The organism is Pontibacillus sp. ABV4_188, from assembly GCF_056311905.1.
On record NZ_CM149975.1, the window covers coordinates 3,824,102 to 3,840,304 of the forward strand.

At 42.1% G+C, this 16,203-nt stretch carries 15 protein-coding genes; 3 read left to right on the forward strand and 12 right to left on the reverse strand.

Annotated features, from left to right (window positions below; all coding sequences use genetic code 11):
- The first annotated feature begins 52 nt into the window (after positions 1-52).
- Positions 53-301 carry a hypothetical protein gene (locus ACYX4O_RS19220; RefSeq protein WP_036780115.1) on the forward strand — a complete coding sequence of 83 codons (249 nt, stop codon included), beginning with the start codon at positions 53-55 and terminating at the stop codon, positions 299-301.
- Here ACYX4O_RS19220 and ACYX4O_RS19225 read toward each other — a convergent pair.
- The 4 genes from ACYX4O_RS19225 to ACYX4O_RS19240 form a co-directional block, all read right to left on the reverse strand.
- Positions 298-663, reverse strand: coding sequence for a DUF423 domain-containing protein (locus ACYX4O_RS19225; RefSeq protein WP_476353228.1), 366 nt, complete (start codon positions 661-663; stop codon positions 298-300). The two genes, ACYX4O_RS19220 and ACYX4O_RS19225, sit on opposite strands and share 4 nt — an antisense overlap.
- 22 nt (positions 664-685) lie before the next feature.
- Complete coding sequence (locus ACYX4O_RS19230) at positions 686-967, reverse strand: YwdI family protein (protein ID WP_476353230.1); 282 nt, start codon at positions 965-967, stop codon at positions 686-688.
- A gap of 797 nt (positions 968-1,764) precedes the next feature.
- Positions 1,765-2,211, reverse strand: a complete 447-nt coding sequence (locus ACYX4O_RS19235) for a GNAT family N-acetyltransferase (RefSeq protein WP_476353232.1) — start codon at positions 2,209-2,211, stop codon at positions 1,765-1,767.
- Between the two features lie 12 nt (positions 2,212-2,223).
- Complete coding sequence (locus tag ACYX4O_RS19240; protein ID WP_476353234.1) at positions 2,224-3,564, reverse strand: sodium-dependent transporter; 1,341 nt, start codon at positions 3,562-3,564, stop codon at positions 2,224-2,226.
- 425 nt (positions 3,565-3,989) lie between these two features.
- On the opposite strand from ACYX4O_RS19240, the gene ACYX4O_RS19245 reads away from it, so the two are divergent.
- Positions 3,990-4,733 (forward strand): YwaF family protein, encoded by a 744-nt coding sequence (locus ACYX4O_RS19245; RefSeq protein ID WP_476353236.1) that lies wholly within the window; start codon positions 3,990-3,992, stop codon positions 4,731-4,733.
- Between the two features lie 431 nt (positions 4,734-5,164).
- On the opposite strand, the gene ACYX4O_RS19250 is transcribed toward ACYX4O_RS19245, so the two are convergent.
- From ACYX4O_RS19250 to coxB, 6 genes are all read right to left on the reverse strand, one after another.
- Positions 5,165-6,439 (reverse strand): ammonium transporter, encoded by a 1,275-nt coding sequence (locus ACYX4O_RS19250; protein ID WP_476353238.1) that lies wholly within the window; start codon positions 6,437-6,439, stop codon positions 5,165-5,167.
- A 128-nt stretch (positions 6,440-6,567) separates the two neighbouring features.
- Positions 6,568-7,812: an NAD(P)/FAD-dependent oxidoreductase gene (locus tag ACYX4O_RS19255; RefSeq protein ID WP_476353240.1), complete on the reverse strand. Its 1,245-nt coding sequence runs from the start codon at positions 7,810-7,812 to the stop codon at positions 6,568-6,570.
- Between the two features lie 19 nt (positions 7,813-7,831).
- A complete protein-coding gene (locus tag ACYX4O_RS19260) occupies positions 7,832-9,274 on the reverse strand; it encodes a Na+/H+ antiporter NhaC family protein (protein ID WP_476353242.1) in 1,443 nt (480 codons plus the stop codon).
- A 592-nt stretch (positions 9,275-9,866) separates the two neighbouring features.
- Entirely contained in the window at positions 9,867-10,436 is a 570-nt protein-coding gene (locus ACYX4O_RS19265; protein WP_476353244.1) for a cytochrome c oxidase subunit 3, read from the reverse strand.
- Positions 10,423-12,351, reverse strand: coding sequence for a cytochrome c oxidase subunit I (gene ctaD, locus ACYX4O_RS19270; RefSeq protein WP_476353246.1), 1,929 nt, complete (start codon positions 12,349-12,351; stop codon positions 10,423-10,425). Before ctaD ends, ACYX4O_RS19265 begins: the two co-directional genes overlap by 14 nt.
- A gap of 12 nt (positions 12,352-12,363) precedes the next feature.
- Entirely contained in the window at positions 12,364-13,068 is a 705-nt protein-coding gene (gene coxB / locus ACYX4O_RS19275; protein WP_476353248.1) for a cytochrome c oxidase subunit II, read from the reverse strand.
- A 192-nt stretch (positions 13,069-13,260) separates the two neighbouring features.
- On the opposite strand from coxB, the gene ACYX4O_RS19280 reads away from it, so the two are divergent.
- Positions 13,261-14,142: an STAS domain-containing protein gene (locus ACYX4O_RS19280; protein ID WP_476353250.1), complete on the forward strand. Its 882-nt coding sequence runs from the start codon at positions 13,261-13,263 to the stop codon at positions 14,140-14,142.
- A gap of 84 nt (positions 14,143-14,226) precedes the next feature.
- Here the strand turns inward: ACYX4O_RS19280 and ACYX4O_RS19285 are convergent, their stop codons facing one another.
- Complete coding sequence (locus ACYX4O_RS19285) at positions 14,227-14,544, reverse strand: phasin family protein (protein WP_476353252.1); 318 nt, start codon at positions 14,542-14,544, stop codon at positions 14,227-14,229.
- Complete coding sequence (locus ACYX4O_RS19290; RefSeq protein WP_476353254.1) at positions 14,537-16,192, reverse strand: ABC1 kinase family protein; 1,656 nt, start codon at positions 16,190-16,192, stop codon at positions 14,537-14,539. Before ACYX4O_RS19290 ends, ACYX4O_RS19285 begins: the two co-directional genes overlap by 8 nt.
- Positions 16,193-16,203: the final 11 nt, after the last annotated feature.

A 16,203-nucleotide genomic window follows, 5' to 3' on the forward strand; every position in this document is an offset into this window, starting at 1 on the left:
ACCCTGTATAGGGTCAGCCGCATTTTCTACTAAACGAAAAGGAGCGTTTGCTATGAAACATCCGTCTCAAAAGTTCGCCCAGCTTCAATATTTGATGCTTGCCTTAGCCATCTTTATAGGCATTATTTCTCTCATGAAAGATGGATGGTCCATTTTAACGTTACTGATGTTTTACACGCTTGCCTTTAGTTTTGTATTTGAAGGAATGGCCCATTTCGCTCAAAGAAATACAGCTGTATTCATTGAGCAAGCTTTACGAGCAGCCATCATTTTACTATTCTCTACGATCCTCTACTTTTAAATATAGCGAATGACAGCATACCCAAGAATGACCCACCCGACTAAGAAGGCAACGCCTCCGAATGGTGTAATCATAGCGAATAACTTAATGGAGGTTACACTATAAATGTACAAACTACCGGAAAACAACAGAATACCGATAAAGAAAGCCCATCCAGCAGACGCAATATTTCCGGTGACTTTGGTAAATAAGAGACCAACGACTAACAATGCCATCGTATGGAACATTTGATAGTTAACTGCCTTCTCCCATGTCTTAATCATTTTCTCCGATATACGACCCTCAAGGCCATGAGCTCCAAAGGCCCCTAGCGCTACTGCAAGAAATCCGTTAATAACACCTAAAAGTAAAAAAACTTTCATGTTCCTCTCCCCCTATTTTCTATTAAAAATCAAATAACGAGCTCCCGTTCGCCTCTTCGTGATCTATTTCTGGTTCTGGTTTAGGTGCAGCCTTCGGTGACTCCACCGTCCTTTGTGGTTGAACATATGGTTGCGGGGTTGCTTGCGTATAGGAAGCAGACCCTTGTTCATCTAATATTAAATCACTTAGTAGTTTAACCGCTCGAACATGTTCTTTCACCTTCTCTGGATTTCGCTGTCCAAGGCTTGCTTCTTGAACCTCTTTCATCATTTTCTGCAAAATTTGATCATATGAAACGGACATACCGTTGCCTCCTTGCACGTTCTATTTCTAGTTATTGTGTGCTTGTTTCTCTCAAAAAAGTATAACACGGATTCCTTTTATTCTCTCTACCTGTCACAAAATCTCCAACATCCCTCTAATAAAATCTAGGCTTTGTTAGTATTGTTATTTCTTGAAATAGATTTCTTCAAGACTAGGGCAGTAATCTTGAAGACCCGAAACTGAGAGAATGTTTCCGTTTGAGTTGTGGAGCGTGAGGTGGTTCGGGAAATCACTCGCTTTCCGCGGCGAGCTGGGGAGCCTCCTCAGTCGCATTCGCTCCCTCCGGGGTCTCCCCTAGGCTCCTACTGCCGCAGGAGTCTCGCAATTTCCCGAACCACCTCTGCCATATATTGTGTAACGGAAACATGACATATGCGTAAACCTCGTTACTCTCACCACACTCAAGACGTGGGGACGTTCGTAAAACTAGAGCCAGGGGTGTCTGGGGAACGGGGAGACTCCTGCGGGAGAAAGAGGTCGACGAGACCCCGCAGGGTGGGTTTCCCGAGGAGGCTTGACAGCTCGCCCGCGGAAAGCGAGTCGTTCCCCAGACACCCCAAGCACTCAACAAACGTAACGGCCCTATCCACACAAAAGTGTCTCAGCTTCGAGCTTCCCTTACGATGAGATATTTTGTCATATTTCCGGGGAAATACGGGGGTATGATCAAGAAAGGTCGATTTTAGTTTTAACTCACTCGCTTTTCTATGAGTCTAAGGGGCAACTTCTCATCATAAAAAAGAAACCGCTCTGATTTCGAACGGTTTCTCTTTATCTTACGCTTTCACTAACCTTACTAATTCGATGCCTTCTTCTGTCATGACAGAGTCACCTTCATAGTGAAATCCATATTTTTCATATAATTCAATGGCGGGTGTGTTATTTCTCCCGGTCATGACCTCTAATGGTAATGGCACTTCTTCAAGTAAATGTTCAAGCAAACTAGAAGCGATGCCTTGTTGTAAATAATCAGGATGGACGGCTAGCCTGGCTAGGACATTCACTTCACGTAGTTCTTCATAACCGAGGACTCCTAAAAGTCTGTCCCCTTCTCGAAAACCGAAAAACATCTCATTCGTATTTTCAATTTGCTCAGCTGTGTCTGCCATCGGGGGTAGCTCTTTAACCCCAAGAAGCCTAGCCTCAATGGGGTAACTCCTTTTCTGTAGCTCAATAATCTCCTTAGCTACATCAGGGAGGGTGTTCTGTAAACGTTCGATCACTTCATCACCTCATTACAGGATCCCGACAGACGATAAGAAGATAATCGCAATACAAACGGGCGCTACAAATTTTACTAGAAAACGCCAGATGTGTCGAATAGGTCCTGCAGAAGCCATATCTGTTGCTTGGAAAGCCTCTGTCTTTGACCAGTGCCAACCTACGAATAACGCGATAATTAACCCTCCGAGCGGCAGGAAGACATCCGAGGCAACAAACTCCATTGAACCCATAATATCTCGATTACCGATAAGTGTAACGTCGGACCATCTTCCCATACCAAGAGACGCTGCAACACCGAGTAGATACATTAGTGCACCTAGAACAGCACTAGAGAACGTACGCCCCCAGCCAAACTTTCGCATAAAGTAAGCGACAGGTACTTCCAAGATTGAAATAGCAGATGATAAAGCCGCTAAACAAAGAAGGAAGAAGAAGACAATTCCCACAACCCCTCCAAACGGCATCTGTTCAAATACACTCGGAAGCGTAATAAATACAAGGTTCGGCCCAGATTCAGGTGATATATTGAATGCAAACACGGCCGGAAAGATCACAACGCCCGCAATAATGGCAAAGAACGTATCCATTAAACCGATCCCTAAGGTTGCTGATGGCAGCGACTCGTCTTTTGACAAGTAGCTTCCGTACGTCAACATCCCCCCCATACCAAGACTTAATGAGAAGAATGCTTGACCTAACGCAGCTAAATAAACGGATGGGTCTTCAAGAATTGACCAGTTAGGCTGGAATAAGAATTTCAAACCTTCAACAGCCCCTTCTAGCGTAACGCTATAAGCAGCTAGCAAGACTAACAACACCGCTAGCGTAGGCATAAAGATTTTACTAGCCCGCTCGATTCCATCCTTCACTCCTGTTAAGACAACAAAAATCGTGATGGCCATAAACAAACCGTGCCAAAACAATGGAGATACAGGGTTCGTTATAAAAGTACCAAAGGCTGCCTCAAACCCGCCACTAGGCGCAGTAAAAAATGAAGTATTTAGATAATTCCAAAAATAATAAAGAGACCAACCCGCTACCACGCTATAAAAGCCCAGTATGAGAAACGAACAAATTAAACCCATATACCCTTGTATAAACCACGGCTTGTTTGGTGCTAACTTTTGATAGGATCCTACCACATCACTTTGCGCCTGTCTCCCGATACTAAATTCAGATAACAGAACAGGAATTCCAATCAGCAGCACAAATGCTAAATATAATAATAGAAAGGCTCCTCCTCCATTTTCTCCCGCTACATAAGAAAAGCGCCATATGTTACCCAGTCCTACCGCTGATCCCATGGCAGCTAGCATAAAGCCTAGTTTGGACTGCCATTTCTCTCTTGCCATATACACAGAACTCCCTTCACTCATTTTCTCTCTCTTTTTCTCTGAAATATGGAAAACTATATCACAAATCTGAAGGATTAGCGATATAGTTTCAGACATTTCAAATGATTAACATTTTACAGACGAATATCGAAATTAGAGTTTGAAGACAGCTGTGATGAGGGTTGACCAGCTTTCTTTTGAAAAGCTCTACAAGAGGAACCGGTCGTTTTCTCTACAAAAATAGAGGGGATTTCTCTCGACTTAAATCCGTACGCTTTACATCCTCTAGGAAAAGCAGGATTCCACGTGGTATAAAAATGGTTACACTGAAAACAATTCGCTCTTTTCTTCACCTATATTCCCCTTCCCTAAAATGGTTATACTGCTCCTAACCCGTCCTTGTGATAAAATGGTGAAAACCTGGCTTAGAGAGGAGAGAAGCTATGGGACGTTGGTTTAGCAATGAGGTTCACCAACCATTCGAGCCGCTGATGACGAGTCATATAATAATCCTTGCCCTTTTCTTCGCAGGGCTCTTAGCACTCTTATTTAGTTACCCTCTATTCAAACGCTCTACGCGCTACACAGCATTGATCAGATGGACGTTGTTTACGATTTTACTACTATCAGAACTTACTTATCAGCTATTCGCTATTTCAAACGATATCTGGAGCACGCAAGAATTCGTTCCTCTTCATTTATGTGGCGTTGCTTCCATACTAGCAATGGTTGCTCTTATAACTAGGAACAAGTCCCTTATCCAATTTAATTTCTTTATAGGCATTATACCAGCGTTTCTGGCTCTTCTCACACCAGAATTACCCAACGCTTATCCCCATTATCGTTTTCTAAAGTTCTTCTTTCATCATATGGCAATTTCTTGGGCCAGCTTGTTCTTAATCCTAACATCAAATGTCACCATTACATTCCGCTCCCTCTTAGGCACGTTCGGAGTACTCAACTTATACGCTATTGTTATATTTTTTGTTAATAGAGAGATTGGTTCAAATTATTTGTTCCTTTCAAGTGCCCCAACAGCGGAGACACCATTGGACTTATTAGGATCAGGGGTTTGGTATTATATAAATTTAGAACTACTCACTTTTTCCGTTTTTCTTCTATTATATTGTGTATATCGCTTGACCCAATCTAGGAAGAATCCTTTTAAAGAAGCACTCACGGAATAAGAGAATGTTTCCGTTAGCCTGATTGAGCGCAGGGTGGTCCGGGAAATCACTCGCTTTCCGCGGCGAGCTGGGGAGGCTCCTCAATCGCTACGCGCTTTCCGGGGTCTCCCCTAGATTGAAAAGTGCAGGCGTGGTGCCTAGGACCGTACGGATAAGGCAGCTTTTTGGAAAAGGCGATTAGCCTTTGTAAAAAAGATGACTTATCACGCTAGGTCCTCCACGCCGGAACTAGACTGGCTCATCTGCCCACGGGAGTCTCGCAGTTTCCAGGCCCTCCTTTTCCATATTGGGAGAAACGGAAACATATTATGTAAAGAAGACAAAGAGCTGCCTCATCACCTAAAATAGAAGGGCTATACAACAAAAATGATGTAATACCCAAATAAAACCGCTTGGGAGGAGGGTCCCAGGCGGTTTTTGATGTGTATCTATTAACTTGTTTGCTGCTGCTTTTTTGGTGTTCTAGAGAACACTTCCGGATATCCGTAGCTTCCGTGCTCACTCATATCAAGACCAAGAAGTTCTTCTTCTTTGGATACGCGTATGCCACCCATTGCCTTTTGGATAATCTTCAAGAAGACAAAAGAGACAACGAAAGCATATAGCCCACTAGCTCCTACTCCTAGAGCCTGAACACCTAATTGTTCAAAACCTCCGCCGTATAAGAGCCCTGCACGACCACCATTGGCAGCTGCAAGTTCTGGAGTAGCGAAGAAACCAGTTGAAAGAGTTCCCCAAATCCCTGCTACACCGTGTACAGATAGAGCGAAGATTGGATCGTCAATCTGCTTCTTCTCAAAGAACGACATGCTATAATGTACAATTACACCTGCAATAAGACCAATGACGACGGCTGCCCAAGGAGCTACAAAGGCACAAGATGCGGTAATAGCAACAAGACCAGCAAGTGCACCGTTTAGCATTGTTGTGATTTGCGCTTTCTTCGTAACGATCATTGTAATAAACATAGCAGCAACCGCCCCTGCCGCTGCAGCTAGTTGAGTATTCAATGCAACATATCCAAAGAACGCCCCATCAACTGATACCGTACTACCTGCATTGAAACCGAACCAACCAACCCATAATAAGAGTACAGCGAGTGAAGTATAGACCTGGTTGTGACCTTCGATTTCATTCACGCTTCCGTCTTTGTTATACTTGCCACTTCTAGGCTTTAAGATCATCGTGGCCGCAAGAGCTGCCATGGCTCCGGTTAAGTGAACAACGGTAGATCCGGCGAAATCTTGTTTACCATGTTCAGATAACCAGCCTCCTCCCCAGATCCAATGCGCCACAACTGGGTAAATGAAAACAGAGAATAATACAGCGAACCAAATATAAGATGATAGCTTTGCACGTTCTGCAAATCCTCCGAATGCAATGGTTAAAGCAATACCCGCAAATGCTAATTGGAATACGAAGAAGACTGTTTCGGCTAAATCTCCCCCGGCATCAATCGTTCCACCATAGAAAAAGTTAGATAGTCCTACAAATGCGTTTCCTTCCCCAAAGATCATTCCATACCCAACTGCCCAAAACACCAAAGATGAGATCCCAAATGTAAAAATAGTCTTTCCAGCAATGTGGCCAGCGTTTTTCATACGGGTTGAACCTGCTTCTAAAAGAATAAACCCACCAATCATTAAAATAACCAAAACGGCAGCTACCATCGTCCACAAACTATTCATCATGCCTAATTCACTCACTGCAACTCCTCCTTAACGTTTTATGTTAGGTTTTCTAACATGTTCATGTATATAATATTACAAGTTTTCAGATAATTGTCAACAATTTAAACATAAAAATAAGAAACGCCTAATTTACCCGCAGTAAATTAAGCGTTTCCATTGTTGATTTTATTGGATTTTATAGGTGTACGAAAATTTGAAAAAATAGGCGCGTCCGGGTGCTCCCCTTTTACAATGAAGTTCCTGATCAATTCTCCAGCAATAGTACAGTACACCGTGCCATTGCCCCCGTAGTTTAAAGCAAAGAAACTACGAGGAAATTCGGGTTGAGGTCCAATAATTGGATAGCCATCATGCGTGTTTCCAAATACGGCTCCCCAGTAATAGTCAACGTTAACCCCCTCTAAATCAGGGAAAAGGGAAAGTAATGATCGAAGAAGTTGATCCCGTTTAGAATGCAAGTGACGTTCCCTTTCATCCTTCTTTATATAAGGTTCATCTAATCCGCCAATAATCATACGATTATCTGCGGTAGTCCTTGCGTATAAATACGGGCGAGCAGTTTCCCAAATTAAACAACGATCCTTCCAGCCCGGGAAGTGTGTTACGGGTTCTGTGGCAATGGCGAAAGAAGTCTCCAACAGGGCGTTACGATTACGCTTCAATTGCTGAGCTTCATAGCCCGTCGCATACACAACAAACTTAGCACGGATCGTATAATCTCCCTTTACAAGGAGCGTCACCTCCCCCTCATCTTCGTGGTGATCTACCACTTCTGTCTCTTCAAAAACTCGAAGACCTTTCTTTACGTTTGCCTCAATGAGCCCAATTGATAATTTTAATGGATTCACTTCAGCATCCCCTTTTGAGTAGATAGCACCCGGTTTAGAGAAGGAAAAAGAACGTTCAACATCAGAGCGATCCATATAATCCACACAGAAACCATGCTTCTTCAGCGTTTTATACTCTGCTTGAAGGAGGGAGGTATCTTGTTCAGAAGAGGCAAAGTATAAGCTATCACGCCTTATGAATTCAGGTTCTATTGTACATTCTTGAGCCAAGGCCTCCACTTTATCGATTCCCGCTAAGCATAGCTGGTAGTAGCGAAGTCCATGTTCTTCTCCGTAGGTTTCGATGCAGGAGGTCAGGGTTTTATCATTTGAGAACTGAAGCAATCCTGTATTAGCCGATGTAGAACCATGCCCAATTTTCCGTTTATCGACAAGGACCGTATCAATACCAGCTTCAATAAGTTCCCGGGATATGATGGCACCAGAAACACCACCTCCAACTACAACCACATCACACGTTACATTCTCGGTGACCCCCGGGTATGATTTCGCTTGTTTTAACGTATCCATCCACAATAATGAACCCGATTTTAAATCCATATCTGTAGCCTCCAAGTAGTTATAAGAAAAATGGTAGACCTAAGTAGAGAACCGCTGCTACTCCGGCTGCCATGGCCGCTGGCTTAAACTTAAACTTTGCGTATCGTACTGCATTTAAGTTCAAAATCCCTGCTGTTGTGTTGGTATTGTCACTAAGAGGAGACGAAAAGGCCCCGAATGTACCGCTTGCAAAAACCGCTCCAATAACGATCGGTAACGAACTTCCGCTCACAGTAGCAATCGAAACTCCTACTGGCATTAAAATCCCCCATGTCCCCCAGGAGGAGCCGATGAAATAAGATAGAGCGCATCCGATAAGGAAGACGAGTACTGCAACGAAAGAGGCCGGTATCCATTGAAGAGACTGAGATATAGTTTGAGCGAAATTAAGTGCTTCTGATCCTTTACTTAGCCCCCAAACCATAGCTAGTAATAGGATAACGCTCATCATTTCATTGCCACCTGTCACTAGCTCATTCATTTGTTTCCGTAGAGGATAAGACCTAATTTTTAAATAAATGATAAACCAAGCAATGGAGATTACGACCGCTAACACCATTGCATCTAGAACACTGGCATTTATTAGTGCTTCAAACCCTTCTGCGCCTTCCTTTTTCACACCTAGCATATACATAAAGAAAAATGTAAAGATAATAACACTACCTAACGGAAGAATGAGGTGCCAATAGTTAGAAGGGAGGTCTTTCGACACAGATGGATGGCAATCTTCCCACTGATCATCATCCTCTTTCCCCTGTTGTTCTGAAGCTTTATTTTCAGCATCTGTGGCTTGTTTTTTACTCTTATGAAAGAAGCTTAAGTAAAACCCAATAAGAATCATAGAAATGGCGAAGAAGTTATAAGGAATACTCCTCAGGAAAAACATATATGGATCCCCTTCTATACCGTTTTGATCCATCGACAAACCTATTACAGAAGACATGTAACCAACAAAAGCAGTGGCTACAGGCACCAGGACGACAAAAGGGGATGCGGTTGTCTCGATCACAAATCCGAGCTCCTGCTTTGTCATTGGTAATTTCTTCACCATTGCTTTCATAACCGGCGCAATGGTCACTATACGAAAGCTCGGCGCACTGAATGTTCCAAGAGCTGACAACCAAGTAAGGGCAAAAGCTCCTTTACGACCGGAAATCTTCTCTGTCGCTGTTTGCACAAATCCCTTAATGCCACCTGAGATTCGTACGAGCCCTATAAGTCCTGAAAAAGCATATAGGAAGATAATGATCTTTAAGTTATTCGGATCAGATAATCCTTTAATTACAAATTCAAGCGCCTGCGTCATACCACCTAACCAATCGGGGGTAACGAGGTATCCAGCGACTACAACTCCAAAAAACAAACTAGGAATGACCTGTTTGGTAGCAATGGCTGTGATGACTACAACAATAAAAGGAATAATTGAGAACCAGTTCATATACTTCTCCTCATTTCTAGACATGCTGTTCATAGCATGTGAGAAAGACGTTATTTTATGCCTGAAATCACCAGCGATTGACAATGGGGTGCGGACAGTAAGCTTGCAAACCTGAAGCTGAGATGACGTTTCCGTTAACTCGGGTTGAGCGTAAGGTGGTTCGGGAAATCACTCGCTTTCCGCGGCGAGCTGGGAAGCCTCCTCGTTCGCTATCGCTCTCTGCGGGGTCTCCCCTAGGCTCCTACTGCCGCAGGAGTCTCGCAATTTCCCGAACCACCCATGCCATATTGGCAAAACGGAAACATGCCATATGTAGTTGTATGCAACCTAGACTACTATTAAACTGAAAGCACATAATCCCCCAAATCCCTATGCCCCCACCTACTAAAAAAGGGCTTGTAAAAAATTAAAGAATTAATCAAGGTCATAAACTAAACCACAAAAACCTTCAAAAACGTAATTACATACGTCCTTGAAGGTTTTATTTAAGGAATATAGTTAAAATTCTCACTATTGTTTCACGTGTAACTTTTCGACAGAATCCTTGATGTGTCGGTATTTATTGATGTTTTTTGCATATGAAGGTAACCATTTATACCTGGTGTAACCATTCTTTCTAGAACAAATAGGGTCCATACACGAATGTAATAATGAACACCCATATGACATCAACGAAGTGCCAGTAGTAGCTGAATATTTTCTGCTTTTGTCCGTAACTTGTAGTGGGTATTCTTGTGTAGTGGTAGCACAGAAATCCCATCCATCCGATTCCGAATAATACATGGGCTGCGTGGAGCCCTACTAGAATGTAAAAGGAAGATAGGAAGAGGTTTTCTGTTAGCGTGTACCCTTCTGAGGCGTATTTATAAAACTCGTGTATTTCAAACCCCATAAAGGCTGTGGCTAAGATGAGGGTTGAAATTAACCCAATCCAAACCCCTTTTTCTTTCCCCTTTTCAAACGCCTTCTCCGCATAGTGGATCGTCGCACTACTACTGAGGAGACAAACAGAAGTTATGATTACCGTTCGAAGCTCAAATGTTTCACTTGGGGTTGGATTTATAGCAGAGGGTGTAAATAGAAAGTACGTCGCAAACAACGTGGCGAACATGATGAGTTCACCGATTAAATAAAGCGCAAACCCCAGCTGCTTGTCACCAAATAGATCACTTTTATACGTCTCCATGATTATCACCCTCTTTCGCCAATCTCGTGTGTTCATCTGTTAACGTACGCATTGCGAACAACGCTAGCACCATAACCCCTGATACGATTTGTAGCCACGTCACATGGTAAATGAAGGACAATGAAAATAGCATAATTACCCCAAAGAAGCCTACTGGTTGCCAAGACGTAACATCAATCGGAGCTGACCTTGAAGAATTTGCAACCGGTAGCTTGCCGCCCCGGTTTCGCTTTGCCTCCCATAATGGATCAACCGTGGTCACCTTTGGCATTGGATCAAATGGGTGCTCTGGAGCAGGAGATGGTACGCTCCACTCAAGCGTCCGTCCATTCCAAGGATCATTTCCACATCTTTCTGGATTCTTAAAGCTTTTAAAGATGTTTAAAATGAAGAACAAAGTACCAATCCCCATCATGAACGCGCCGATTGTACTAATGAAGTTAAAGATAAAAACGTTGTCCTCTGCGGTATACGTATATACTCTGCGAGGCATTCCATTAAGGCCAGCAAAATGTTGTGGGAAGAAGGTGATATGAAAGCCAATTAAGAATAGCCAAAAGTGAGCTTTCCCTAATCCATCCTTCAACTTAAATCCAAACATCTTCGGAAACCAATAATAAATCCCAGCAAAAGCTCCAAGAACCGTCCCTCCCACCATGGTATAGTGGAAGTGAGCTACGACAAAATAGGTATCATGAAACTGGAAATCCGCTGCAGCCACCGCGAGCATGACCCCAGTAACGCCTCCTATAACGAACGTAGGAATGAAACCTGCGGCAAAAAGCATCGGTGTGCCTAGATGAATAACCCCTTTTCGCATTGTAAAGAGCCAGTTAAAGATTTTGATACCTGTTGGCACAGCGATCAGCATAGTTGTAATCGCAAAAACGGTGTTCACAACTGGACCAAGGCCCACCGTAAACATATGGTGCACCCATACCATAAACCCTAGCAATCCTATAATGACGATCGCTACAACCATAGATGTATACCCAAACACTCGCTTCTTAGAAAATGTAGAAATGACATCAGAGAATATCCCAAATGCCGGAATGATGATGATATAGACCTCGGGATGACCAAAAATCCAGAATAAATGCTGCCAATATATTGGCGAACCTGCCTCACCTGAGAAAAATGAGGTCCCAAATAATCGGTCAAACATTAGAATATAAAGAGCTATTGTCAGTACTGGGAAAGCAATAAGAATTAAAAAAGCTGTTACAAGAGTTGACCATGCAAACAAAGGCATGCGGGTCATCTTCATACCTGGTGCTCTGTGACGGACAATCGTTACAATCATATTGATAGCTGCTAAAATCGTCCCAATCCCTGACACCTGCAAACCAAATATGTAGTAATCATTTCCCGCTTCTGGTGTGAATTCAGCAGTAGATAAAGGGGCGTAAGCTGTCCAGCCAGCGTTTGGCGAAGCTGTCATGAAAAAGCTCATGTTTACAAGGATCGCCCCGGCCAGAAACAGCCAAAAGCTTATCGCATTCATATAAGGAAAGGCCATATCCTGAGCCCCAATTTGGAGAGGAACAGCTACGTTCATGAGTCCGATTAAAAGTGGCATCGCTACAAAAAAAATCATGATCGTTCCATGAGTTGTAAATGCCTCATTGAATTTATCTCCTTGAAAGACCCAGAAATCATTTTCCGGTACAGCTAGTTGGGTTCGAATAATTAACGCTTCTATTCCAGCTCTTAAGAAAAAAAGTGTCGCCGAAAGCAAATAAAGGACACCGATCTTCCGGTGATGAGTGGTTGTCACATAATCTTTAATGACAGACCATTTATTTGCTCGATTTACTAGATACACCCCCACCAAGCCAGTGCCTATAAGTACAATATATGCAAATAATACGTCCGTAGCTATAAAGAACGTCCTATTGAAAAGCTCAACTGTCATCTAACCCACCCTTTACTCTATTTTCTCCTTCATTTCTTGTAACCACTGTTCGTACTCTGATTCTTCCATAACAGTTGTAGTAAACCTCATTTTCGTATGTTCACGTCCACAAAATTCCGCACATTTACCAAGATATGTCCCCGTTTCCTCAGGAGTTACAATCATTCGCCTCGTCTCACCTGGTATAAGATCCTTCTTTCCACCGAGCTTTGGGATCCAAAAGGAATGAATAATATCCTCCGAACGTAAAGTGAACTCTACAGGTCGGTCTACAGGCAAACGAAGATTATTTACGGTTTCTACTCCATTTTGGTAGGAGAAGGTCCAACTAAACTGTTGCCCTGTTACCTCAATTAAGACTGCATCAGTCGGCGTAGATTCTGTTTGAGCAGATTGTTCAAAGGTTATCGATACAGTCGGAACAGCCAGAATAGCTAACAGAATAAAAGGGATAACGGTCCAAGTCATTTCGAGCCATGGACTTCCTTTTTCATCAGCAGGTATGTAATCCTTGTTTTGATCATTTTCACGATATTTCGATAAAAACCAAACAAAAAGTATGATAACGGTTGCAAACACGATCATCATTAGAGCAAAACTAAACTGAATAAGAAAAGATTGGTCACGCGCTGTTTCACTCTTAGGATCCAACACTCTTAAATTGCACCCTGTTAAAAAGATGATTAACGAAGCCATTAGTAATTTACATTTATTCATAGATTCCCCTCACTTTTAGAACAGATGGCGATTTCTTACTCTATAACCCTCTGCCCACCGAATGAAACGGAAACTTACATAAATGTGTAAAACTTCCTTAAAGATAAAAGGCATCACAGATTTACTTCTTTTTTTTAAATGATTATAATGATTTTTAGAAAATGGAATTTAAATGGAGGAATGAAGTAGACTATGACTTATTCACATCATTACTCTTTCTTTCAAGCACAATTGCAAGCTCATTCAACTGTAATCGCTTCTGATATTCTACATTTACTAGAAAAACAGTATCCGAAAGAATATAGTGGTTTAGCAGACAAAGACCGTGAAGAACTGATTTCGTTTTTAAATAAGCTCGTTAGCATGATCGGAGAGAATATCATTGAAAATGGGGATTCTATCCAACGCGCGACAGACCTTGGGGAAAGTATCGGGGAAACGGTAAGCAAACGAGAAGGCGTCTTATCTGACTATATTGAGAAATTAAGTCTGTACAAAGAAGCTATTTGGACCTTTGTCGAAAACCAAACGCGCGAGCGAAATGAATCTTTCAAACAACTAATGGAAATTGTAAGCCGTATTGATACGTTATTTAATTATATTGTGCATGGATTTACGATGGCTTTCTCTAAGGCCGAACAACGAAGAGTAAATGATTATGAAGAAAAGTATTTAAAATTATCGACGCCAATTGTACCAATTATGGACCATGTGGCCATCTTACCTATTATCGGGGAAATTGATGAAAAGCGCGCCAATGTGATTATTGAGGAAACATTAAGGAAAGCCAATGACCTGGATATTGATTGGCTTGTTATTGACTTATCCGGAGTTTACAAGGTGGATGACCTTTTCATGAGCCATTTGGACAAACTCCTTACATCTCTTAAGATCCTCGGCCTTAAACCGATTTTAACTGGTATGCGCCCGGATTTAAGCATGCGAGCCGTTCAAATGGGCCTAGTTTCTAAAACAAAAGAAGATGTGAGTACAAAAGCTACATTAAAACAGGCCGTGGCGATGCTTTCCGATGAAACTAAACAACATTCCAAAAAAAACAACCATCCCCTTTAGATAAAGGAGATGGTTGTTTTTATATTACAGCCTAAATGTGGATTTGGTTCCTGCTTTGATAAAGAAGATTCAGGGAGCTGATTTTTATTCCTCACCTGCATCCTTTGAGGTCTCATGCAATTTCTCTAACCTTTGTACGCGTTCTTCAAGTGCATGGTATTCTTCTTTCGTCACGAAGCCAAGATCACGGATTTGCTCGCGGAAATAAGCTTCTGTTTGAGCATTCCACTTTTCGTTTTGCGCTTCCCCTTTTTCGCGAAATTCACGAATGGCTTCTTTAGCTTCTGAAGGACTCATCTGCCCTTTTTCCACCATTTCGTTATATACCTTCTCTACTTTCTCTTTACCATTTAACGCAGCACCAATTCCGATTAAAAACCCTTTACGTAGCAAATCACTCACCCTTATTCCTCCTATCTTTAGTCGTAATTTTAATGGTTCTAAAATGAACACTCGCCACTACTATGAAAGCAGCAAGACCCGTAGCTCCTGTTATACATCCGATATACATATACAGGGATGCAAGGTTTTCAAAGCTATATAAAGCAAACATACCTCCGCCTACAAATAAGAAGAAAGATAAACACGCATAAAAGAAATAGTAATGGTGAAACATCTGCCTCTGTTGCTTCCTTTCCTCAAAAGCTCTTTGTCTAGGTGCATCTGTTAAGTAGTCATTCAAACTTTTTGGTAAGGAAAGAAGAGGTTTTGCGGTGTCTTTTATGACTTCTTTATAAAGGCTTGCGTCTGATTCTCCACCAGATACCCACTGTTTAATAACAGGTTTTCCCCACTTCATTAAATCGATATCCGGATACACTGTCGTTAAAACTCCAATAACAATAGAAGCTGCTCTACCGAGAAATGCATAGTCTGCTGGCATTTGAATAGGTTGTTCTTTTACGAACTCTTGGAGATCTTTCATAATTTGATTCAATGCTTCCTGATCAAATTTCTCAAAGTCCCCCTGTAAGTACATATCGGCTGTTTCTTTTAATAATCGTTTCACCTTCTGACGATTTGCGTAAGGAAGCAGAAAATCCATATCTTCTAATGCGCCAATGACTTTATCGTAATCATCCATAATAAACCCTTGAATGATCATACGAATGTAACTGGCATCTTCTTTACTTATTTCACCAACCATACCGAAATCAATCATGACAATGGTGCCATCTGAACGAACCATTAAGTTCCCTGAGTGAGGATCCGCGTGAAACATGCCATCAGAGACAAGTTGCTCCACAAACAAATCGAATACTCGCTTAGCCAAATCTTCGCGCCTCAAGTTGTTTTCTTGTATAAATGATTCGTCTGTAATCTTCACCCCTTCAATCCATTCCATAACTAAAACACGTCTCGTTGATAGATCTTCATGATAATCAGGGACATATACTCCTTTGAATCCAGAGAAACGCTTCTTAAAGTAAAGGGAATGCTTTAATTCTTCTGTGAAATCAAGCTCTTTCCCCATAACGTAAACCAGCTCGCGATATAATTCGCCAAGATCCGCTTTCTTTCCTATGGAAGTTAAGCGAGCTAATAACCAGAAGACGATTCGAAGCGCCTTAAAGTCGGTATGGAAGATTTTCTCTACGCGGTAGCGCTGGATCTTCACAGCTACTTCCTGACCATTATGGAGCTTACCTTTATACACTTCACCGATTGAAGCAGAAGCGACCGGTTCATCCCCGATTTCCTGAAGGTGTTCAGAAACGTCCCCTCCCCACTCTCGCTCCAAAATGGCTTTTGATTTCTCAAAGGGAACGGGCTCGACTCTGTCGACCAATCCTTCTAATTCCTTCAAAAACACAGGTGGAAGAAGGTCAGCACGTGTACTTAAGAATTGCCCGAACTTAATAAGCAACCCCTCAAGCATTAACGCCTTCTTCCTATATTCTTTAGCTTGTTTTACTAAAAGGTCTTGCCATTTATCTCTTGTACGTTCATCCCAAATACGATGGAAACGTTGAAACCAAAAAATCTGCCAGAAAAATTTTAAAGCCATTGCTACGATAATAGTAATTCGATAAAGTGCATTATACCTCAACGGTTCCCCTT

What these genes read in the sequence shown, in the direction of transcription:
- ACYX4O_RS19220 (WP_036780115.1), top strand. Translation starts at nt 53, where the DNA reads ATGAAACATCCGTCTCAAAAGTTCGCCCAGCTTCAATATTTGATGCTT.
- ACYX4O_RS19225 (WP_476353228.1), bottom strand. Translation starts at nt 663, where the DNA reads ATGAAAGTTTTTTTACTTTTAGGTGTTATTAACGGATTTCTTGCAGTA.
- ACYX4O_RS19230 (WP_476353230.1), bottom strand. Translation starts at nt 967, where the DNA reads ATGTCCGTTTCATATGATCAAATTTTGCAGAAAATGATGAAAGAGGTT.
- ACYX4O_RS19240 (WP_476353234.1), bottom strand. Translation starts at nt 3,564, where the DNA reads ATGGCAAGAGAGAAATGGCAGTCCAAACTAGGCTTTATGCTAGCTGCC.
- ACYX4O_RS19245 (WP_476353236.1), top strand. Translation starts at nt 3,990, where the DNA reads ATGGGACGTTGGTTTAGCAATGAGGTTCACCAACCATTCGAGCCGCTG.
- ACYX4O_RS19255 (WP_476353240.1), bottom strand. Translation starts at nt 7,812, where the DNA reads ATGGATTTAAAATCGGGTTCATTATTGTGGATGGATACGTTAAAACAA.
- ACYX4O_RS19260 (WP_476353242.1), bottom strand. Translation starts at nt 9,274, where the DNA reads ATGTCTAGAAATGAGGAGAAGTATATGAACTGGTTCTCAATTATTCCT.
- ACYX4O_RS19265 (WP_476353244.1), bottom strand. Translation starts at nt 10,436, where the DNA reads ATGGAGACGTATAAAAGTGATCTATTTGGTGACAAGCAGCTGGGGTTT.
- ctaD (WP_476353246.1), bottom strand. Translation starts at nt 12,351, where the DNA reads ATGACAGTTGAGCTTTTCAATAGGACGTTCTTTATAGCTACGGACGTA.
- coxB (WP_476353248.1), bottom strand. Translation starts at nt 13,068, where the DNA reads ATGAATAAATGTAAATTACTAATGGCTTCGTTAATCATCTTTTTAACA.
- ACYX4O_RS19280 (WP_476353250.1), top strand. Translation starts at nt 13,261, where the DNA reads ATGACTTATTCACATCATTACTCTTTCTTTCAAGCACAATTGCAAGCT.